Raw genomic sequence first — 21,703 nt, forward strand, 5'->3', positions numbered from 1 at the left:
CATCCCCTTCTCTTTATCTCGTTTTCTTCCAGTTTGAATTTGTCCACCAAGATTGACGGCTATGACGCAGCCATAACTTCGGATCATCATTTTCCTTTTCGATAACTATTATTTCATCTGGTCTTACTGTATCTAGCACTCTCTCCATTTTGAATAGTTTATTATCCTCTAGAACAGATTCTCGTTCTGGTGTACGTTCAAATCGTTCATATTCCTCTATAACGCTTCTTAATTCATGTTCCCTATCAAATATACCTACTTCATTAACTACAACTTCTACACTAGCCTGTCGTTCTAATAATTCTTGTTCACTAACGATTACATATTGTTCAGATTCCCTTGCTGCATCTACAGTTTCAATTACATTTGTATCTGTTGTTATAATGTCTTTATCAGCTGGTGTTATTTCATAAATAATTCCACCTTCAAATTCACGTATAAAGTTAAAGGACTCTTGCTCCGTAATAAAGGCTTGTTGTATCGCTTGTTTATAAGAAATGTCTAATGATATATGTTCAGCATCTAAGATAACTGGAACGATGTCAGAAGCTACTTCTTTAATAACTGCAGTTTTATGTTCTTTCATTGCTTTTTCAGATTCAATTGTTTGTTGTATTTGCATTTGCATTATTTGTAATGTTTTAGAAGTATCTTCGAAAAGTGTAATTCGTGCTTCTAGTTCTTTTCGGATACGACCAAATAAATCGAATTCCGGAAGATATACAGGGATCCCCATACCTTCAAATAAATCAAATTCTTCTATAGAAGCCTGTAATTCGTTTGTTGTTTTATTAGCTACAGCACTATAATCTACATTGGTAATCATTTCTCGTGCTTTTATTTCGGATGAAGAACTTTCAGATATATGTACAAGCTCTCCTGCATCTTCTTTATCTGCACACTCTAGTTTAATTACATTCGCTTGTAATTCATGTGAGACATCTGCAAATGCTACATCTGATGACGAGCTTTGTATTTCTTTTAATAAACGCTGTGAATCGTCTACATTAATAGTGTTGGCAGTTAATTCATTTAATCGTTCAAATTCATTGGTGATGATTTTTTGTGTTTCAAATGTATTCTGTATTTTGATTGCATTTGAAGTTACAGATACTTCCTCAACAGATAACACACGAGAAGTGATTTCACTTTCTTGTGAACTTGTAAACGCTGTGGCAAACACATTTTCTTTCTTTACAAATGCTTGTGTATTGAGCTTAACAGAAACATGTTCTCTTACAATGCGTTCAAAATGATGAGTTTGTACGATATTGGCATTCCGATCATTTATTCTTTCAAATTCACTAGTTTCGAAGTTTTCTATTGTATATACATCTACTTGTTTATTTGAATTTTCTATTATAATAGAATGTGCAAAAAGCTCATTCATCCGAATAGAAGAGTCAAAATTCATATGAGGAGCATCTATAACAAGCTCTCTTTTTGCAGTTGTTAAATCTTCACTTGGAAGTAAATCTGCATTTTCTATTATTGTCTTACGTTCAAAGTCATGCTGTTTTTCAATGTTCGTTGCCAATTCTCTTTGAATTCTAGCGAACAAGTCGTAATCTGGAAGATAAACAGGAGTTCCCATTCCATCGAATAAATCAAATTCTTCTAAAGAAGCTTGTAATTCATTTTCTGTTGTAAATGTTGCGTAATCATCTGGGAAACGAGTTTCTATTTCTTTTCGTTTTGTTTCACCACAATCTTCTGTGTTAATTAATGCATCAATGGTTGGAGAAACGATATTTGATACAGCACACTCGTTATATTCTCCGTGCATTTCCCTAGTTACAATTGAACTTATATCTCCATAAAATTCTTCGCCATATAGCACACGAGCGACCTTTACCCATTCTGGTAATTCATTGATGCCAGCCGCTACGAACTCACGTAATTTATTTTTCAATACATCCTGTTCTATGATTTGAGCTGCATCGTGTTCTTTGGTTATAAGCTGTGATTCATTTGCATGATGCACAACTGCGTCGTTTCTTTCATTTGGTCTTTCGCTCTCTACCCCTTCGATATGGTCTATATCGAAAATTCGTTCATGTTGTATGGATTCATTTGCAGAAATAAGTTGCACTGACATACTATCAGTACGTTTAGATTGCTGTGTTTCCATTTTGGCCACTTCAATAATACGATTCAATTCAAAATCAGTTGAGTCAGAAATAGAAGCATCCATTTCATTTTGTCTTAGTGCTTCTTCAATGACTCTGGATAAGATTCCCTTAGCTCGTACTTTCGTACCAGTGACTGCTGCATTATCTTCCCTAACCGCCTTGTGCCTTGCGTAAGGTGCGATGCAAATCGGATAATAAACATCATTCTTATTTTCTGTGTTTGCTGGAGTAATAGAAAAAGAGTAGGATCTCTCATTTCTATTAGGTCCAGAGCCAACTATGACAACATGACTTTTTTCTTTGGTACATATAGAAGGGGAAGCAATAGAATAAACTTTTTCACTCATTCTTCTGCTACCCCCTTATTTTTAGATATCTTCTTTGTAGATCGCTAAGCCAATTGGATTGAAAGGCGTTGCTTTTGCTTGCGTCATAGGTGAAACAGGTGTGGTCGGTAATGTATAGCGGTATAATTGCGCCATTTCATAATAAGCAATAATTTCAGCATCATTTACTGGTGGTTCATTAAAAGTAATGGTTTTATCATCGGAATTGTACACATATTCTTCCTTTGGGACCTCTATACAAGATCGTAGTAACTTTAAGGTATCACCTTTAGGTTTATGTTCTAAGTGAAACACTTTACGCGCCCCGTCACCTTTTCCTAAAACTTCATTAGAAACTGTTTTTTCAATTTCTAATTCATCAGCTTGCTGGATGTTTTTCGGATGAACTGCATAGACATCATCTAATTTACCTACATATCCATCATTAGGATGAACAATATACACTTGAGATAGATGATATTTACCACTATACACAGACGGATTAAAGCGTCCCTGACCATTATCAACATCCATATTATGAGTAATGAAAGAAAGATAATGATGTTGGTACATAGAGCCTGTATAAGATTGTGCTAATTGTACCGTTTCATTACCGTTACTTGTACTTTCTCCGTAATCTATCGTTGTATTTCCGACCTTTTTATTTGCAGAATATACAAATTGGTCACCTGTACGACACCCTGCTGCGATTATCATATTTCTTCGCGGAGCATTTTCAAATGTATACATTCGGCCGATATAAACAGGGACGAATAAAGCACGAACGGGAGCAGGTGTTGGATCTACACGCATAAACATTGCTATACGATCTCTATTGGCATTGCCGTACAGATAAACCACTGAATCTCGCTTCCAATCTCTTGTAAAGCGTCGTTCGGGTGTAAAGCTAATTGGTGTATAAGGTGAAGGATTTGCGAAATTAAGCGCTGAATATACTTCACCCATAATGCTTAACATATCCTCTGTATCGAATGATGTTTTTGCCGTTAGTGTATCTATTGTTCCATCTGCTTTAGGTTCAACTGTATAGAATCCAGCCATTTTAATATTTTCTGTACTTGCAGGTGCCTTTTTAAACACAACTTTTGTTTCTGTAAATGTGTATTCTTCTGGTGGAATAATCACATCGTTTTTATAAAAAATGGTACGAGACTCATCAAAATTAGGGAACGGATATTGAAACTCCGTTTTGGTTCCATTCCCATTCCCTAAATTACTTGATTGATCCGATAGTTTTAATTCTTTTTCAATAAAATACTGACTATAAGTGAAGAAAATCATGTCATTAGAAGGTTCGTAAGCATCACTAGCAAGTCTACATTCATATGTAATTTTATCGTTTTTCGCTGGTGCATCAGTAAACTTAATTTCCCCAGTACGTGCATTTATTGTGTAACTTTTTTTATCTTTCACGATACTATTTATATAAATAATAAGAGAGCTTTCCGTTACTGGAAATACAGGCATTTGAAATGCTTTCTTTGTCCCATCTCCTATACCTAATTTTCCTAAGGGAGAATCAGCTGTAATGTATCGATTATCGGTAAAATCAGTTACATTTGTATCATACGCAGTAGCTACTCCTAATTTTCTACGTTCCCCATCACTACCAGCTGCTTCAAATAAACGAACATCAATAAATTTACTAATCCCACTACGAATACGGAAAAATAGCTTTCTATCCCATCCATTAGTAGTAAATATTTTTTCCAATTCAATCGGTAATGTTTGTAAATACGATATTTTATCAAACCACATATATATTCATCCGCCTTTATCTTGTTTTTTCATAGATTCCTAAACCAGCTGGTCTATAAGCAGTAGCAGGTAATTTTGTAATTGGTGAAATTGCATCGACCGTAAAGAAACGATAAATGTCATGAGTATCTGGACAAGTATTTTGTCTTACTTTCAATTTATCCCCATTTAATAAACCTAAAGGAGATAGTAGAACGATATAAGGCATATAACCACGAACACCTTCTTCTGGGTGAACAATATACGCTCGTGACGTATGGACTTTATTGCTGTAAACAGAAGGGTTAAATTGATATTTGTATTCATCATTTTCATGATTCTGCCACGCGTTCGGATACTGGCCACCTGTTGTACTTTTTCTATCTGGTGGCATCATGTTAGGTGGTACATTCCAAGCTAGATAATGTGCTTGATATCTTGCTCCAAAACGTGATCGCTTAATTATGATGTTATCAATACCATTACCTGGGCTTTTAGGGTACGATTTTGTTCTCGGCATATATTTTTTAACATCCCTAAATGGAGTTTTACTTTCAAAGTCATATTTATGCGAGTTCGCTTCTGGCCCTTCGTCATAAGCTGTTCCCGCCCATAGAGCATCAGCGATTGTGTCATCAGCTGCATAACTTTCTAATTTCCCCATATAAACAGGAATAACAGGAACAGAGTTATTATCAAATGCAGGTGTTTTGTCTGCTTGTATCAAAAGTACGACACGAGATTTATCTACTTGTCCTGTAATACGAACCATTGAATCTGGCCACCAATTCGAATCGGCATCTATATTTGTTAGTTTAGGATTTCTAAAAGAACACTTTACCCAAGGTGACATCATGAGTTGTGGAGCATCAGTGTATTCATAAGAGTAATTGTAATAAATTTCACCTGTACTCGGATTTTTGCTTGGAGTTTTTATTTCTTTAACATCGGATAATTCAACATCAATTATGGATTGGAATTCAGATCCGTCCTGAGCGCCCGTAGGGATTAAACTGTTGTCTTGATAATTTGGAATTTGTTCTATCATGTATAGATACATACAAGAACGATCTTTATACCTTGGATTATTTTCTACGTAAGATCGAAATTCTGTTTCACCTTTCTCTGTAGACAAATCAATATCTAATTTTGTTTTAGTTTCCCAAGCCGAGGTCTGCACGATTCCGTACATACCACCATCGGAATTTTGCAAAATAACGTGTTTTGCACACCAATATTTATACAATTTAGTAGTTTTACCTGAGATTGGTTGCTCTTTTTCTTTATAAATGTATTTATAAAAGGTTTTGACTTTCTTCCAACCGTTTTCAGTCATTAAATTTATGAGTGAATCTTGAAATTCTGCTTCTGTAACGATTTTCTCAACGTATGCCATTTATTTCACACTCCTAATCTTTTAATAGTTGATAATTAAGCCACACAACTTTTTTCTCTGCAGATGCATTTTGATATTCGAACTTTAGCTCGGCATTAGCAGGTATTGGTTTTACAATAGAGAAATTAAATCCCTCCGGCACATCTTTTACATAAATCTCTTTAAACACTTGTTGGCCATTAATAAATAAATTCCAGTAGTCCGAATCACTGTAATGTGAAGCAGCGACAGAAAAAGAAATCATTTCCGTTTCGAAAGGTACTGAAAACTTATCTATATGGATGTCATTATAAATACCAATTCTCCGCCCCTGGATAAATGGCTCTGTCTTTGTAGGGAAGTAAGGTGCGTCAAATCGCCCACCAGCCATATAGTTAACAGCAAAACTCATAAGTACGTCTCCTTATCTTAAAAAGTGCAATTCAAACCAAACAGTTTTAGCAAGAATTCCTTGGTTATGGAATCGGAATACAATTGTGTCTCCTGCTTTAACCGCTTTATAAACCATAAAGTGCATCCCTTCTGGAAGACGCTTTGTATAAATATCTTGGCAAACAGTTTGTCCATTCACGATTAAATCCCATTTATCATCTAATTCGTAAATGGAAGAACTAACACTAATTGCGTAAATCTCCATGTCTGCAGGTAATATATATTTCACTTCATCCGTTTTATATGATGTGGAATCCATAATGAATCCAGGTACGAATGGTTCTGTTTTTGTTGGATGAAAAGGTGGATCTAATCGACCACCGGCTAAATAGGTTGTTTCAAACAAGAGCAATCACCCTTTTTCTTGTATTAAAAAATTCCCGTGCATCATTACGACACATCGGGAATTGTTAAATCAGATAGTATACCGTTACCTTTATTAAGAAGTCTCGGCTGCACACGCTCTAATTGCTTTTGTGCATTGTATATTAATTGTATCTCCATTTCTTTTCCTGTTACTTTATGAGAGACAAGAACCTTTTCTAGCATGCTGTGTGCATTAAAAGCTAAATCATAGTGTAAATATTTATCTCCATCGACTGCAGATAAACGAGCACCATCACGAATAAGCGTATATCCTTCGGTCATACCTTCTTTAAATACGTCATTTGGATCATTACCAGGAATCGGTTTTCCACCGCTGTAAAATTCCCTATCAATTAACCCTTTCATTAAATACATAATAGGATCATATAAGTTCTTTTGCATTATCATTGAATCACCCCTAATTTACCCTCGTAACAGACCAAGTTTTTGCTGGTCGTTGGATATAATAGTGATCTTTGTTTTGATTTACCCTAGGAAATGATAAATCTGGTAACGAACCATAATCAAACAAGATATTATTTTGCGTATCCAATACTTGCAAACGTCCTGTAAGAATCCCTTTTGGGTTTCGTACTGCTTCAAATACGATAGTATTCACACCATATTCAAGTGGAATATCAACATATGTCGGATTGTTCCGGATAAAATAATTTTCTTCGATTAATTTATCATTACAGTAAATATTTAATAAATCGCCATCCTCTACATCCCAATCCCAAAGTTTTAAACGTAATGTATCTACATTTACTGTAATACCAGTTATATCTGTATATGGAGCTGGTTCATACCCATAGTTAACAGATAAATCTAAAGTTTGATAGAATCCATCATCTGCAGATATCATGGTATTAATTCCTTTAACAAAGTAATTCCATTGTTGACCAGAATCTCTATTGTAAACAGAAACCACATCGAATAATTGAATCCTTGGATCTCCAATGACTGCTACTGTTAATGTTCTGAACTTCTGGATTGCTTTTAAATGATAAGCTGCAGCAACCGCTCGCCTTGCAAAGAACGTTTTCGCCCAAGGAACTTCTATCATTTCCTCTCGTAAATCACCCTGCGATACATTTTTTAATAGAAACGAATTAAGAAATCCGTTTGCATAATCTCCACATTTAACAACAATGCTGTTACTTATATCCTGGTCAGTTAGCTGCATATCTAAAGAGACAAGGTTTTCGCCTTCTCTAAAACTAAACTTTGCAGGTTCATTAACTGCATAGTCTGGCATTTTCATAAATGTACAACTTCCATCTGGTTCATGTTTAATGTAGTGGAATGTTGTATCTATAATATCCCGTACAATTTCATCCCACTTTTGAAACCTCTTTCCAGTTGCCCCTTCAACAATCCAACTTTCATTGGTCCCAGGAATGTTTACCCTACTTCCGTGTAATGTAACTCCTGCTTTTTTAAGGAAGAATTTCACTACATCATATACATTTCCAGTCGGTGCAACAATTTCATCTGATCCCGGCGTTGGAATTACTGATTTTTGTAGAACCTTTTTATAAGATGTTGTGCAGGTAACTGATATTGTGCCGCTTTCGGCATTCACCTTTACGTCAGATACAAAGCCATGTATATAAGGTAAAACCTCTTCACCGTGGCCAATAGACACCTTAAATTCTGTCTGTGGATACAGTTGATTTGTATTTGTTACTTCACTGTTATAAAACCATTCTTGAATAGAAGAAAACTTACCATACCAATTATCAGGAGCCATTTGACCGTATTCATTTGCAAAGGTAATAGTAAATGTACTTGCGAATTGGTCTGCGTTCTCCTGGATTTCTAAACTCGTTACACGGTGTTGAATTTGGACGTAAGAAGAAGAGTCCCTTTTTTTCATAAAAACAATTAAATTAGGGGAGTTATTCCCTAATTGGAAGTGACTCCCCAACATTCTAATTAAAGATACAGAACCTTCCCTCATATGCCATCAACTCCAACGCCTGCTTGTGCTGTTGATATTAATTTACATTTTGCTAGTACTAATGTGCCTTTTCGTATAGTATCCACTTCATTAGGTGGTATAATACCTCCGTAGGTACCATAATCACCAGTGATAATATGAGTACGATATATTTCCCTCATGAAATCACGCCAATATTTTATATCTCTAAATAGAAGGGTAAATTCTACTTCGCATCCTTTATTGCCAGCACTTTGAAAACGCGGATACCCATGCATAACATTGTGAGTTTTTAAGCCGTCTAGTGACTTTGGCATCTTTGTTTGCTCAATCATTGCAATGTTAGGAACATGCCCAAATGCATGATAAGAAGCTTGGCTTACATAGGCTATATCAGAATCACCATAACCGATTGTTGTAAATTCAATTGTTTGTGGGCCTGCACCAACAAATATTTCTCGTGCTTCCCAAGCGTAAGAACCTCTAGCCCTAAACCGTTCAATACCATTTACCCGAACAATAAAGTATTTATTCGGCAGCATACCATCTGAACCAATAGGAACCTGGGACATAAAATGAAAGTTATATGTCCCTGGCCATCCAAAAGTAATGGTATATTTTATTGTGTTTTTTAACTCTACTATATCTTCAAAGAGGTAATATGAACCTGCTTTTCTATGCAATGTTTTTAATATACTCATACATTCCGCACCGCCATTCCCATTAGATCGTCAGCAACTACGTTTTGTAGTAATTTTCTCATTTTCACAAAATCCTCTGCGGTTTGCAATTTTTCAACAGCAACTTTGAATGTAGCATTTTGAATTGTAACACCTTTATCTGTTTTCTTTTCAACAGAAGATTGCCCAGCAAATGGATGTGCAGCTTTTCCAATCATATCAGCAGAATGTGCCCCCATTTGTCCAATTCGGGTAGATACATCCGTTACTAGTTGCATCGGTTTTGGTGGAACAACCGCTTTATTTAACAATCCAGAAGCCTTGTCTACAGCCGGAATCATTTTTTCCATCCCTACACCAAGACCTTCTGTAATATATCCGCCGTATTCCATCATTAGACGCGAAGGAGATTTTATACCAAAGAAACTTTTAACTGCTTTTGGTATTCCGTCTACAACGCCTTTAGCTTTATCAACAACCCAGCCAGCCATAGATGTCATACCTTTACCAATACCAGCAATAATATCTTTCCCCCAGCTTACAGCGTCGTTTGCTATCCCTTTCACTATAGAACCAACTTTACCGAATACATCCTTTACTGTATCAACAATGCCGTCAAACGCTCCGACGATAGCTTTTTTAATTGCTGCAAAGTTACTTACTATGAAATCTTTAATAGCACCAACAACACTAAATATTGTGTTTTTTATCTTATTAAAGTTATCCACCACAAAGTTAACAAATGTCCGAACAGCAACTATTATTGTTTCTTTAATAAAATTCCATGCGGTTACAATAATAGACTTTACGATATCCATTACAGTCGTAATTGTATTTTTTATAAAATGAAATGCTGTAACCACAAAATTCTTTATAGTCTCTAATACAGTTATAAAAACTGTTTTAATTACATTCCAAATCGTAGAAATAACCGTCTTTATTCCATTCATTACAGTTGTAATTATGCTATGAATTGCTTGAAACACACTACTTACAACTGATTTTAAGAAGTTTAATACAGTCGTAAAAATTACCTTTATTCCATTCCACACTGTAGAAATGACGGTTTTTATCCCATTCATCACAGTCGTAATTATGCTGCGAATTGCTTGAAATGCACCACTTATAAATGATTTCAAAAAGTTTAGCACCGTCGTAAAAACTGTTTTTATAATATCCCAGCCAATTTTAAAAATACTTTGCCATATTTTAATAGCAGTAGAAATATAGCTTTTAATAAATTCTAAGGCAAATTTAACAACATTTTTTATTATATTTAGCACTGTATTAAATATCGTTTTAATTAGATTCCAACCAATTTCAAATGTCTTTTTCCATATGTTGATATACACTGTAATTACAGCAGTAATTACTTTCCATGCCCCGCTAAGTATTTTATCTATAAACGATACCGCAGATTGGAATACTTTTTTTGTTCCTTCCCAAAAACTTGAGAAAAACTTTGACAAGCTATCCCATACTGACTTCGCAACTTTAACGATAGCATCCCAGCCTTTAGAACAAATATCACTGACCCATTGTACTGCCTGCTTTGTATATTTCACAATTGAATCCCAATTTTTATACAGCACATATACTAAAGCAACCATTGCAATTATCGCAAAACCCCATGGGCTTAATACTAATGAAAACATTGATTTTCCAAGACCAGTCAATATCTGTGCAAACTCACTAAAAACTTTAATTAGTTTTAAGGCATCTTTAATAATCGCCGTAATTGCACCCGGTATTTGCATTAATGTTTTAACTATATTTACAAGGCCACCAATGATTTCACTCGCCTTAGATATAAGACCAGAAACAGATTTGATTAACTCAACCGTTTGCTTCAACGATGGTATTACTATATTAGAAATCTTCACGACTTGTTGAGCGATAGGTTGAATAGTTCCAGCCAAATTCTTTGCATCTTTTTCAGTTAACCCAAGCATATCCTGTAGTTTTTTTTGAGAACCTTCCAAATCAGTAGCAAATTGTAAAGCTTTGCTATTGACTTGTTCTATTGGTTTTGTAACTTTATTTGAAATAGTGTCACCAAACGTTTGCATTTGCTTGCTAATATTCCCAAGAGAATCTGCTGATTTTTGGATTTTTTCTTGCATTGTATTAGAGGCTTTTTGCACTCTCTCTTCAAATTTTTCTACACCTTTATATGCCTGATCCGCTTTGTTACCAATCTTCCCAAAAACATTGGTCGCCCCGTTACCAAATTTTTGGATTTGGCCATTTATTTGATTAATTACTTCTGCTGGTTTTTGAAATTTTTCTTGTATGTTCTTAGAAGCCTTTTGTAAACTTTCCTCAAACTTTGCTAAATCCTTATAAGCTTCATCTGCTTTAATTCCAATTGTACCGAACAACTGGAATACTTCTGTAAACATTCACTCCCCCCTTTCTAACTAGGAAGTTTTTTATTCCTTATCGTCTTCAAACTGAAACTCTGCAATCAGCTTATTTGCATGGTCGATGCATTCCTCTTTGGACCAAACTTCCATAGTCTCATTTTCTTCCCCATCCGACGTAGATTCCGTAAGTCCAAAAGCTTGCAAATAGTCATGAAAAGTTGTTCCTTCTTCTAATTGCCTTATTTGAAATCCGATAAAGGCCATCTTTTTCCATTCATTTAATTCTTCTTGCTGCTCTTCCTGACTAATAAAAGAAAATAAGTCCATTAAACGAGAATACGGTATGGATAAGACATAATCATCTGTCCATCCATACCGTTTTTGGACTTTATCAAAAGCCCTTAGCATATTTTGCTCTGTTTCTTCTATGTATTTATTAGAATCCTTTTCTACATTTCTTTTTTGTTCCATTTGAGACTTTGAGATTTGATTAGACCCTTGACCTGATTGAAAAAAGACATTAAATCTTCACTTTCTAATAATCCTTCAATAACTGCTACCATGGCTTCTGGTGGTAACTGATCGAATTCTTCACGCTTAATCTGTAATAGACTAGAGAAAAATTCCGAAAACTCATCTTCACATTCCGGAATCATAGACAATAATTGAAAGACAAACTCTAAACCCTTTTCTTTTTTTTGTTTTTCAATTTCATTTAACTGTTCTTGTTGCTCTTCATTCATTTGGGCCAATTGGATTTTTTCATCGATTTCATTCTTTTCTTTCCCAAACTCCATAAAATCAGTCATTGCATGACGACCAACTTTAGAAATAATCTTAGTAAAACGCCAAACATCTTTTACATTTAAACGTCTCATCTTCATCTTCTGACCTGAAATTGTAATTTCTGTACCATTATGCATCATTTTTTCTAGCATTGTTGTCATATTCACTATCTCCTTTTATAACCTAAAAATAAAACCTACAACTTATTTACTTGTTGTAGGTAATTTAGGTGCTTTTTTCTTTGGTAAATAAATTTCATAAGGGGGTGTATTAGGCGAACTTTCGCTATAATGACCAATAAATTTGCATTTAAGTCCTACAGTCCCTTTACCATCTTTTAAATCAATTTCTACAGAAGAAACTACCATTGCATTTCGGATAACAAAAATAACCGGAATATCACTTCCTGAAACTACTCCTACTATTGCAATGTCACTATAACTTGTGTCTTTAATTTCATTGGTTGGTTTTACAATGTTATAATCGTTATCAGTCGTACTATCTACATCTACGCCTGGTAGAGCTAACTCTAAATTTTCTTTCGTAAACTCTACAAGTGTAACCTCCATATGTGGTTCATCTTTTAATAGCCATTTTCCACGAACTAGTTTTCCTAAAACACCATCAATATCAGCATCATAGTATTCTCTAGTAAACCCCACTTTACAGCCACCTGTAGTAGCTCCTAACATCTCACCTAGGTCTTTTACACTTTTAAAACCTTTATACATTACACCCGGTCCAATAACAAAATTATCAGTTGTACCCTCACGTACACCATTAATAAGCTTCCAACTCATTTTTTTCCCTCCTTAATATAATTCCATTCTTCCTACCCGTACAAGAAACTTAATACTAATATGAATAATTGATGGATCTTCATCTGGAACTGTAATACTGCCTGCTCGATGAATCGTAATAATACCAGAATCTCTTAACAATCCCGCTTCTCTGTCTAACAAATGTTCTATTCGCCTTGAAATTACATCCGCTTTTTCATAATCACCTTGGCCACAATATATATCAAAAGTGAGGATCATACGATCAATTACCTCTATATCATCCGGATTATTAGATTCAATTCTCATTACCACATAAGGCATTTTCATATCATTTTGTGCAGTTTGAAATGTTAGAGCGGGCTCTCCTTCATATTTCGATAGATTACTTTGCACAATTGTATCTTTCTCAATAATATTTCTAATTGTTGCAATCGCTTTTGTCGTCATTGTTCTCCTCCCAATGTCCTTTTTAATTCCCCACGCTCTTTTTCAAACGTTTTTAAGAAAAAAGGCCGGGCTTCTACAGTACTTGTACCATTTTCGACATACACCGCTCTTTTTAATTGACTTCCAATCGTTCCCACTACTTCGTTATCTGTAATATGTAAGCCATATTTAATAGAATCTTGTAATTCTCCCGTTCTAGAAGCAAATGTCTCTCCTGGTTTTGAAGCAATATATGTGCGACTTGATCGTGGAATTTTATACTTCACACCATTGTGATTACCTGATACTGTTTGTTTCATTTCTCGTTGCAGTTGATTGCAAGCACTTATAATTCTTTCTACCATTATTTTATTAAGTTGTTCTTTAACTTGTTCTACATTACGTGTAACCATGAATTCCGATGTATTCGTCATTTTATTCCAACAACTCACAATACAATTCAATATGGTGATTTAAAAATGATGGATTTCTTGGTTCTCCTCTTACCTCAAATACATAATCAAGAAAATAGATTACATCATTTGTATGGATGTTATGTTCTGCAGAAGTATAAATTTTAAAATTCGGCTCAAAATTTTGTTTATTTCTTTTTAACCTTTCATTATCTACCGCTGTGTGTGTTGTTACACGACACTTCATTCTTTCATAAATAATGACAGGCTCTTCTTTAAAATTTCCTGCCGGCTGTTTTACCTTTTGATTCCTTTTCACAGTTACTTCATGTATATATAATTCTTCCATATCTAATGTTCACAGCCTATTCTTTCATTCATAATGCTATTAAAGGGTTTCTACTTCGGTATTTTTTTAATACTTTTAAAATCTTTTTATTAACAGTTTCCTCATCTAGCGATTCAATATTTATTTCATATGAATAATCTCCGATATTTGCTGATTTTTTCATATTTTCATATTGTAGATTTGTTCGAATTACCGCATAACACGTCATATCGATGATGCATTTTTTCATTAAAGTCAAAAGCCCATCATAATCTTGTATTGTATACTCAAACTCATATAATTGATTCTCACTTAAACCATATACAGTGCAACCATCAGAAAAAACTGAACTGGTAACTTCTTCTCCAGAACCAATATGGATTACCTTGATCAAATTTTCTGCTCGAAAAGAAAGCCAAGCCAATTTACTTGTTCTAACTTTCTCTTTCATTGGGTTACTTGGCTTACTTCTCAAATAGTTTTTAGTAATCAATTCATATTGACTAATGAGCTCCTGGATTACCGTATCGGGCATTCGTTGAACATTCACCCTGTTCTTTATGTCCTGTACAGTAATTTCCATCCTTCCACCTCTTTTACTTCTCTTTCTTTTTAACCTCTATACTATCTATTAACTTAAAATGTCCTGTACTCAGTAAATAGTTTGCTTTCTCATTTGCAACCTTTTCCTTTATTCCGTTAAAAAAAGTATAGCCATACGCAGTATATGTACCGCCTAATTTCAATTCTATAATCTTCATATGCAAATTACCTTACTTAATTCCCGAATTTATCAGGTATATTAGTAAGAATTGCTACTGCGTCCATTTCTTGAATAACTGCATCATCATCCAGATGAATAACATAGAATCGCTTATCTTCCATAACAGCAGATTTACCTTCTACAGTCTTACGAACTCGCGTGTCATACGTATTTACCGCAATAAAGTTTTTAGGATCTGCAAAAATAATTACATCATCTTGAAGAGAAGGAACTGTGACAATCTCATACCCTAACGGCTTATTCACTTGATCCCCTGTACCTAATAACGCAGCATCACCTAAGCCAGTTGAACGAGTTGTTAAATATTCAATCCACTTCTCTCTACGAGCAGGTGACATAATCCACTTTAAACCTTCATTTTTATATTTATTAGGCATCGCCTTAGATAAATTAAAGATTGAGTCTTTACTAAACCCAGCGCTAGCTTCAGCATCTCCCGTTCCCGTCACTAATTTAAAATGATCGACAATATGAGATTTACTTGATTGTTTAATTTGTTTTAACCAGCCATCATTAATTTGAAGAAATGGGTCCTCTGAAGTTACATCCCCATTCCAATGAAGGTCTTCAAGGTCAATACCTAACTGAGTTGACATTAATGTCATAACAGTATCTTCATATCCTTCACCTTCAATATTTTCTCGAAGTAGCTCCTCCGTAATTTCCCATGGTAAACGAATAGAAATTGTATCATATTCAACTTTCGACGTTTCTACACCTGCTCGATAGCCATCATCACTATTTTCCATTTTCCTACGCAAAATTCGACCACCGATTGCAATTTTATCTAATTCACCTTTTTTCGCTTTGCGAATCTCTTTACGATGCAATTGAGAAAATGGAGTTGCATCAAATACCATTCGGAAAAATTCTTTACTTTGTTCCGGATATAATAGCCCCGCTTTCATTCCTCCTGTTGTCATTGTACTCTTTTCAATTCGTTCAATACGTGCTAATAATTCTTTATTATTCATAGATTCATTTCTCCTTATCTTTATAGATCTAATCCTACCCATTTATTTACTGGTTTTCTCATCTCGTTTGTTGGTTTGGCATCAGCACCAAGACTTTTACGAACTTGTGCTGATCGCTCAATTACTTCAAGTCTCTTTGAAATGGGGTCTATTACCTTCTGAATAAATTCACTTGTCTTTTTAGATTCTCTGTCATTTTCTAATTCATTAGTATCATGAGTTGATTCAAGTTCTTTATTTAACTGTTCTTCCAACTCCTGTAACCTCTCGAGAAAAGGACCCATTTCTCTCTTTACAATGTCTGCAATTTCATCTGAATTTTGATCTGCGTTTTTTTGTAACTTATTTTCTTTAATTTGGTTCATCAAAGAAATCATTTCATCAAATTTTTCATCATTTTTCTTATATAAGATTGTGCCTGCTTTATTCATGGAATTAATTGTAATATCTTCCGGCGAGAAATCTGTATCACCACCCTTCATTGTATTTAAAATGTCCTTCATTTCATCTAAGGTGGAATTCATCCGTTTAATATCTACATTTCCCTCCCAAATCCCAACATAAAATACATCTTCAAACAAATTAAATACCTTTTGCATCTTAGAGTTTTGTTTATTATTTAATGACTGATTATCCATCTCCTGAGTTTGTTCCTCGTCATAATGTGACTTAAAAAAACTAAACATCTTACGAATTACACCTTTCTCATCTTGTGTAAACTCATCCATTTGTGGCATCTCCATTCTTTCTCCAATCCCTCCCATCGAAAAGCCTGTGATTTTCCCTTTTTTGATCTCTTTCCATGTTTCACTATCGTCTACTCGAACAGTCATAAGCCATGTTCCTTTTTTAATATTCTGTTTCCCAACAACCGTATTATTTTTAGAAATCCAGCTTTCTACTACTGTTCCTTTTCCTGCCAACTCGTCATGGTTTTTATCTATGTATCTATATTTCTCTAAAAAATTATAAGCCGCTCTTTCAATTTCTTCGGCCGTCATGATATCACCATGTGCATCTTCTATATTTGGTTCATAAACAACCCCTGTTACAAGCTGTTTTTCATCTTCCCTCTTTAAAATAGGAACATTTTTCAAAACATTAGAGCTATTCATGTTCATACCCTTCATAATTGCAAATGGCCTACCATTAGCCCCCTTTGTTACTAATGAAACATAACTAATTTCTACATTTTTCAATTCATTTGGCATAATATATTCCTACTTTCTAGCAAGACTACTAAATCGAATTTGAATCTTCATTTAAAAATTTATCTCCTTCTAGAACTGGTTCGTATCCAATAACTTTTCGGCATTCATTTCTTGTTAATATACTCTTTTCGTATCCATCTATTGCATATTGCATATCACTTGCTCGATCATCTGTATCAATTTCATTTAATTGAAACTGCCAGTCCAATTCCCCCAACGTTTCTGTAAACTCTTTAAATAATTGTGTATTTAATCGATGTTCTAAAATTTGTTGACCTGGTTCAATAATTGATCTTTTATACATTTCATTCATTTCTTTTGCTGTCGTCTGTCCAAGTGATCCTGTCATAGCCCAACCAATTCTATATGGTGGCACTCGATGAGCTACACAAATTTCCATAGCATTATCTTGGCGATATAAACGAAAGCTCGCTTCTTTGACATCAGGCCCTAATTTCTCTAAGCGAGCTTTTGCCCCTTCAGGGACAGGAACAACTGCTAACTTATGATGTTCTCCTTTGGTTTCGACAGAGAAAAATGTTTTTAATTCTCTTTCAACTGAATCATCTATTTCATCAACACCCTCAACAAACAAAACAGCATCTGGAATTGTTTTACCAGTAAAATAATTAATATTGTAATCTCTTACAGCTTGTGATCCTACAATGGAACCAATGGAACTCACATAATCCGGAATACCATAGTATGATGATCTAGAACCAAATTTACGAATTACAATAACTTCACCAGCCTTTTCTTCAGTGTCTAATAACGAGTTTTCATCTAAGCTATCACTAATCATTTCTCCATCTACTAACCTAAAATCAGATGGATAACTAAATCTCTTAAACCATCTCTCCTCATTATTTACAATCTGTGCAAATCGAATCTTATCTTTATGCGCACGTACCGTATGTGCTGGAATATGGTGAATCTGCGCTGGTTCCCCTTTCAAATTACGAACAACCTCTATAATTCCCCAACCTACAGTTTCATAATCCTCCCAAACTGCCCTAAGTATTTCGCTACTTGTCATTTCATTGTTGCAATATCTCATAAAACGTTTTAATTCTTTATATTGTTCTTGATTTGCCTCTGTCACTTCATCTTGCGGCGCAAAATCAAATCCCATACCAGCAATATCATTTACTTTTGCACTAATACATGCCGAGTGAATAGGGTTACTTTCTCTCAAATTTAATAATACTTGCATATCATATGGAGGCTTTACTAGTTCTTTATCACCGTACACTTGTGCAAATGGATCAATTGCCATTTGTTTACTTTGAAGTTCCTCATTACGTAAAGTCGTCTCACGACTTTGTAATTTAAGTACTTTCACATTCTTAATTGCTTTTTTCTCAACCATAAAACCTATGCCTCCTTTCATATACAAATCATTTATTCAATGTTTTTCATAAAAACTTTACCAATATAAAAAAGCTGAACATGTAATGTTCAGCTAAACTCTTTTTATTTTTCCACCCATTATTTTTTTTTGCTTAGTAAAAAAGTATTCTAAGGCTTGTGACGTTGTATCTACTTGATCATTATGTTTACCAGATGGGAAAGAAGCTAATTCATCTACATAATCATATACCCAAGATTGTATTTTAGGATTAGGTATATATACATTTCCAGATTGAAATTCAGGGGATATCGCCTCAGCACGTGTTTCTTTTGAACCCTGTGGATTTATAGGAATGATTCCACTTATTTCATTCTTTAATGAACTAATAATGGCAGGGCCATTTGCTTTTTTTTCAACTAATTTCGGAATGGACTTTTTAAACCCAGAATTCCGAAGAATCGACTCATATTTATGATGAAAAACAACAAATGCTTTCTTTGTTTCTAGGAAATTCATTTGTGCCCTCACTTGATCAATTAAATATTTGTCTCCATCTACTTTCCCCCAAATTTGTCCAACTACAAATGAACTTTTATTTGTAGTGTTATCAAAAGCCATATCCCAGGAAGTAATAATTTGATCAAATTGTTCCCAATTTGGTAATACATCATAATATTGAAACCAGTTCCTTTTAAAAATATTCCCTATATCACTTGATGGTTTTTGTTGCCATAAAGATAACCATGAGCGTGCAGAGGAAAACTTCTTTTTATCTTCATAATAATTTTGGCCATAGTGTTCAACCCATAAGCCTCTTCCTATTACTCTGTTTAATGGATCATCCTTTGACTCTGCTATAGCAGGAATTGATAACACAGTCCATTTTTCCTGTTCTTTCTCTAACAATCTACCAGCTAAATCGTCTTCATGCCATCGCGTTAAAATTAGAATTACCTTTGCACCTTTTTGTAAACGTGTAGATAAAGTATCTTCCCATTCATCCCATAGTCGATTTCGGTATGTAATTGATTCGGCCTCTTGGCGATTTTTAATAGGGTCATCAATAATTAACAAATCTGCTCCTTCCCCTGTAATTGAACCACCAACTCCTACAGACAACATTCCACCAGAGTGGTTATGTAATGCCCAATCTGTTACGGAACCTTGTCGCTCATCAATTCTAATGTTAAATATTTCTTTACCAAACTCTTCAATCTTAGCACGATTTCTTCTACCAAACTTTTCAGCTAAACTTGATGCATAAGATACCTCTATAACTCTCTTATTTGGGTAATTTCCTAAATACCAACTTGGCAATGTTTCTGTTATAGACTGTGATTTTGAATGCCTAGGTGGCATAAATACCATTAATCTATTAGTCGATAATTTTTCTTCAATTAAATCTTGGCAAATCTTTGTTATTAATTTTGTGTGCTTTGCATGTTTATAGAATCCCTTATGTGTATACTGAACATAGAAAGGGGTAGTTCACTTTTGCCAATTCCTTAAATGTATTTTCATCTATTAACTTATGCACATTCATCCGTGTCATGATTGTAATTCTCCTCCTTGAACTTTCTCAAATAATTTCATAGCTAAATCAAGCATTTCCTCATCACACCCAATTTTCATGGCCATTTTATTATGCTCTACTTTCATTTCTCCTGAATGATTTACGTTTGCTTGCAATTGATCTTTCCTTCCCCATTTAGTTGGGAATTTTCTTTCTAATCTCCATGCTGCCGCTTTCCAATTAGATTTTGCATGCTCCCCGATTGTCTCAACGTCTCTCGCCTCACTAAATGCTAATGCCTGATCAATTTCCATGACTAACTTCACATAAATCTTATCTTTTCTCGGTACTACTTCACCTGTCTTTTCACTCGTTTCAATTGCTCTACGCCCTTGCTTTAACCAAACATAAACTATACTTCTACTAATTCCAACTAACGCACATGCGGTTTCAATATAATTCCCTACTTTAATATATTGGGTCAACCTATTTATCAGCTCATCATTCAATTTCATTGGTCGCGCCACTAGCAGTCCCTCCCGTTTTAACTCATCATTTGTACTTCTTTTTCTAAACACTCAATACATATTGTTGTTATATTGTCGTCAACTACCTCACGAATAAACATTTGTTCACAATACTGAATTGTGATTGGAAATTTCAAAACCCACAAACATTTTTCAAGGCAAATTGAACATATTGGCATTGTATCTATATCTTGTTCTAACATCTAATCGCATCCTTCTGTAGTTTTTCATGTACTACTGCCTATTTTGTAGTAAATAAAAAGATGCCGTTATTTTTAACGTATTCCCCGAAAGAATTCTCCTTCCTCAAGCGTGTGAAGGGCGTAGCCCAACGATAGGTGGGAGATGAATTTCGGTTTGGCATAGCCAAAAACTTTTGATAAACCTTCTGTATGAAGTTCTTTGATAACTTGATATAGAAGGTTGCAGGAAGAAAATAGAGTGCGAAAACCAAGCCATTCGGTTCCTGCGTAAAATATCAACCGTACCAAAAGAGCATCCATGCGTTGGACATCTAGGGGGGGAACACCCCGAAGTAACGCTCAGGGAGACGAAAGGTTACTTTCGTCGTGGAACTGAGAAGCTCCCACTTCAAGCTTTGCTCAGTGGCGAGTAGTTCACATTTCATTTAAACTTATATTATTACTTTCTATTTATAGGTGGCACTATGGTGACAAGAATGTGTTTGTAAATAAGAAAAAGCCTTAACTACTTTCGCAGAAAAGACTTTTTCTTACTTGTTTAGCAATTTTTATTTCAGATCTATATAGAATCGTTTTAATTGTACTTCTTGAAACATTCAAATATTTAGCGATTTTCTCTTGTGTAATTCCCCTTCCTCTTGACATGACATATATTTCTCTTTCATATTTTGTCAAAGTAGAGAGCGCATCTTCTAGTTTTATTCTTTCCCATTCTGAAATGACACTTTCCTTGTTTTCATCATCCCATTCATATGTTGTATCAGTACTACGAAAATACCTTTGCATTAACAAGGAATCATATGATTTTTCTCGTTGGTAAGCAGCTCTACGTTCTATTCCCCGGCGATTACCCGGCATCTTTGCATTCTTCATCCACTCCAAAGCATATGTGACATCACTAATCATACTTGTTAATATTTTAATCTCTTCTTCTTTTGCACTTATTTTGGCACGTTCTAACTTACATAACGTTTCCTTATATTGGACAATTAAATCACGCATATACT

At 34.6% G+C, this 21,703-nt stretch carries 24 protein-coding genes; all 24 read right to left on the minus strand.

The genetic code is table 11. The annotated features are described in order from the left end of the window. Nucleotides 1-13 precede the first annotated feature (13 nt). Nucleotides 14-2,479 (minus strand): hypothetical protein, encoded by a 2,466-nt coding sequence (locus RBB48_RS25535; protein ID WP_306008268.1) that lies wholly within the window; start codon nucleotides 2,477-2,479, stop codon nucleotides 14-16. A 21-nt stretch (nucleotides 2,480-2,500) separates the two neighbouring features. Beyond that, nucleotides 2,501-4,237 carry a hypothetical protein gene (locus RBB48_RS25540; protein WP_306008269.1) on the minus strand — a complete coding sequence of 579 codons (1,737 nt, stop codon included), beginning with the start codon at nucleotides 4,235-4,237 and terminating at the stop codon, nucleotides 2,501-2,503. 16 nt (nucleotides 4,238-4,253) lie between these two features. Beyond that, nucleotides 4,254-5,612 carry a hypothetical protein gene (locus RBB48_RS25545; RefSeq protein ID WP_306008270.1) on the minus strand — a complete coding sequence of 453 codons (1,359 nt, stop codon included), beginning with the start codon at nucleotides 5,610-5,612 and terminating at the stop codon, nucleotides 4,254-4,256. A gap of 13 nt (nucleotides 5,613-5,625) precedes the next feature. Then, entirely contained in the window at nucleotides 5,626-6,003 is a 378-nt protein-coding gene (locus RBB48_RS25550; RefSeq protein ID WP_306008271.1) for a Low copy number virion structural protein, read from the minus strand. A gap of 12 nt (nucleotides 6,004-6,015) precedes the next feature. Continuing rightward, complete coding sequence (locus RBB48_RS25555; RefSeq protein WP_098285497.1) at nucleotides 6,016-6,390, minus strand: Low copy number virion structural protein; 375 nt, start codon at nucleotides 6,388-6,390, stop codon at nucleotides 6,016-6,018. A gap of 44 nt (nucleotides 6,391-6,434) precedes the next feature. Further along, nucleotides 6,435-6,818, minus strand: a complete 384-nt coding sequence (locus tag RBB48_RS25560) for a hypothetical protein (RefSeq protein WP_016513542.1) — start codon at nucleotides 6,816-6,818, stop codon at nucleotides 6,435-6,437. Nucleotides 6,819-6,828: 10 nt separating this feature from the next. After that, on the minus strand, nucleotides 6,829-8,373 hold the full coding sequence (locus tag RBB48_RS25565; RefSeq protein ID WP_306008272.1) for a hypothetical protein: 1,545 nt from the start codon (nucleotides 8,371-8,373) through the stop codon (nucleotides 6,829-6,831). Continuing rightward, the gene (locus tag RBB48_RS25570) at nucleotides 8,370-9,053 is read right to left on the minus strand and encodes a hypothetical protein (protein WP_098961796.1); all 684 of its coding nucleotides are present in this window, start codon (nucleotides 9,051-9,053) and stop codon (nucleotides 8,370-8,372) included. The genes RBB48_RS25565 and RBB48_RS25570 overlap by 4 nt, the downstream gene beginning before the upstream one ends. After that, on the minus strand, nucleotides 9,050-11,434 hold the full coding sequence (locus RBB48_RS25575; protein ID WP_306008273.1) for a phage tail protein: 2,385 nt from the start codon (nucleotides 11,432-11,434) through the stop codon (nucleotides 9,050-9,052). The genes RBB48_RS25570 and RBB48_RS25575 overlap by 4 nt, the downstream gene beginning before the upstream one ends. Before the next feature lie 30 nt (nucleotides 11,435-11,464). Beyond that, nucleotides 11,465-11,869, minus strand: a complete 405-nt coding sequence (locus RBB48_RS25580; protein WP_306008274.1) for a hypothetical protein — start codon at nucleotides 11,867-11,869, stop codon at nucleotides 11,465-11,467. Next, a complete protein-coding gene (locus RBB48_RS25585; protein ID WP_098230544.1) occupies nucleotides 11,848-12,345 on the minus strand; it encodes a hypothetical protein in 498 nt (165 codons plus the stop codon). The genes RBB48_RS25580 and RBB48_RS25585 overlap by 22 nt, the downstream gene beginning before the upstream one ends. Before the next feature lie 42 nt (nucleotides 12,346-12,387). Then, a complete protein-coding gene (locus tag RBB48_RS25590) occupies nucleotides 12,388-12,984 on the minus strand; it encodes a hypothetical protein (protein ID WP_000118567.1) in 597 nt (198 codons plus the stop codon). Between the two features lie 12 nt (nucleotides 12,985-12,996). Continuing rightward, nucleotides 12,997-13,413, minus strand: a complete 417-nt coding sequence (locus RBB48_RS25595) for a hypothetical protein (protein WP_000208342.1) — start codon at nucleotides 13,411-13,413, stop codon at nucleotides 12,997-12,999. Continuing rightward, nucleotides 13,410-13,826, minus strand: coding sequence for an HK97-gp10 family putative phage morphogenesis protein (locus tag RBB48_RS25600; protein WP_098230561.1), 417 nt, complete (start codon nucleotides 13,824-13,826; stop codon nucleotides 13,410-13,412). Before RBB48_RS25600 ends, RBB48_RS25595 begins: the two co-directional genes overlap by 4 nt. Nucleotide 13,827: 1 nt before the next feature. Beyond that, nucleotides 13,828-14,154, minus strand: coding sequence for a hypothetical protein (locus RBB48_RS25605; RefSeq protein ID WP_306008275.1), 327 nt, complete (start codon nucleotides 14,152-14,154; stop codon nucleotides 13,828-13,830). Nucleotides 14,155-14,182: 28 nt separating this feature from the next. Further along, a complete protein-coding gene (locus RBB48_RS25610; protein WP_000406978.1) occupies nucleotides 14,183-14,716 on the minus strand; it encodes a hypothetical protein in 534 nt (177 codons plus the stop codon). A 13-nt stretch (nucleotides 14,717-14,729) separates the two neighbouring features. Beyond that, nucleotides 14,730-14,894: a YqbF domain-containing protein gene (locus tag RBB48_RS25615; RefSeq protein ID WP_306008276.1), complete on the minus strand. Its 165-nt coding sequence runs from the start codon at nucleotides 14,892-14,894 to the stop codon at nucleotides 14,730-14,732. A 16-nt stretch (nucleotides 14,895-14,910) separates the two neighbouring features. Next, nucleotides 14,911-15,891, minus strand: coding sequence for a phage major capsid family protein (locus RBB48_RS25620; RefSeq protein WP_306008277.1), 981 nt, complete (start codon nucleotides 15,889-15,891; stop codon nucleotides 14,911-14,913). 20 nt (nucleotides 15,892-15,911) lie between these two features. Beyond that, complete coding sequence (locus tag RBB48_RS25625; RefSeq protein WP_306008278.1) at nucleotides 15,912-17,102, minus strand: XkdF-like putative serine protease domain-containing protein; 1,191 nt, start codon at nucleotides 17,100-17,102, stop codon at nucleotides 15,912-15,914. Nucleotides 17,103-17,130: 28 nt separating this feature from the next. Continuing rightward, entirely contained in the window at nucleotides 17,131-18,471 is a 1,341-nt protein-coding gene (locus tag RBB48_RS25630; RefSeq protein ID WP_306008279.1) for a phage portal protein, read from the minus strand. 93 nt (nucleotides 18,472-18,564) lie between these two features. After that, entirely contained in the window at nucleotides 18,565-19,812 is a 1,248-nt protein-coding gene (gene terL / locus RBB48_RS25635) for a phage terminase large subunit (RefSeq protein WP_306008280.1), read from the minus strand. 189 nt (nucleotides 19,813-20,001) lie between these two features. After that, a complete protein-coding gene (locus RBB48_RS25640) occupies nucleotides 20,002-20,493 on the minus strand; it encodes a hypothetical protein (protein WP_000113634.1) in 492 nt (163 codons plus the stop codon). Between the two features lie 17 nt (nucleotides 20,494-20,510). Next, nucleotides 20,511-20,696: a hypothetical protein gene (locus RBB48_RS25645; RefSeq protein ID WP_000892958.1), complete on the minus strand. Its 186-nt coding sequence runs from the start codon at nucleotides 20,694-20,696 to the stop codon at nucleotides 20,511-20,513. A 501-nt stretch (nucleotides 20,697-21,197) separates the two neighbouring features. Further along, nucleotides 21,198-21,698 (minus strand): sigma-70 family RNA polymerase sigma factor, encoded by a 501-nt coding sequence (locus RBB48_RS25650; protein WP_306008281.1) that lies wholly within the window; start codon nucleotides 21,696-21,698, stop codon nucleotides 21,198-21,200. Between the last annotated feature and the right edge of the window lie 5 nt (nucleotides 21,699-21,703).

The sequence above is a fragment of the Bacillus sp. MMSF_3353 genome, assembly GCF_030733445.1.
Taxonomy (GTDB): Bacteria; Bacillota; Bacilli; order Bacillales; family Bacillaceae_G; genus Bacillus_A; species Bacillus_A wiedmannii.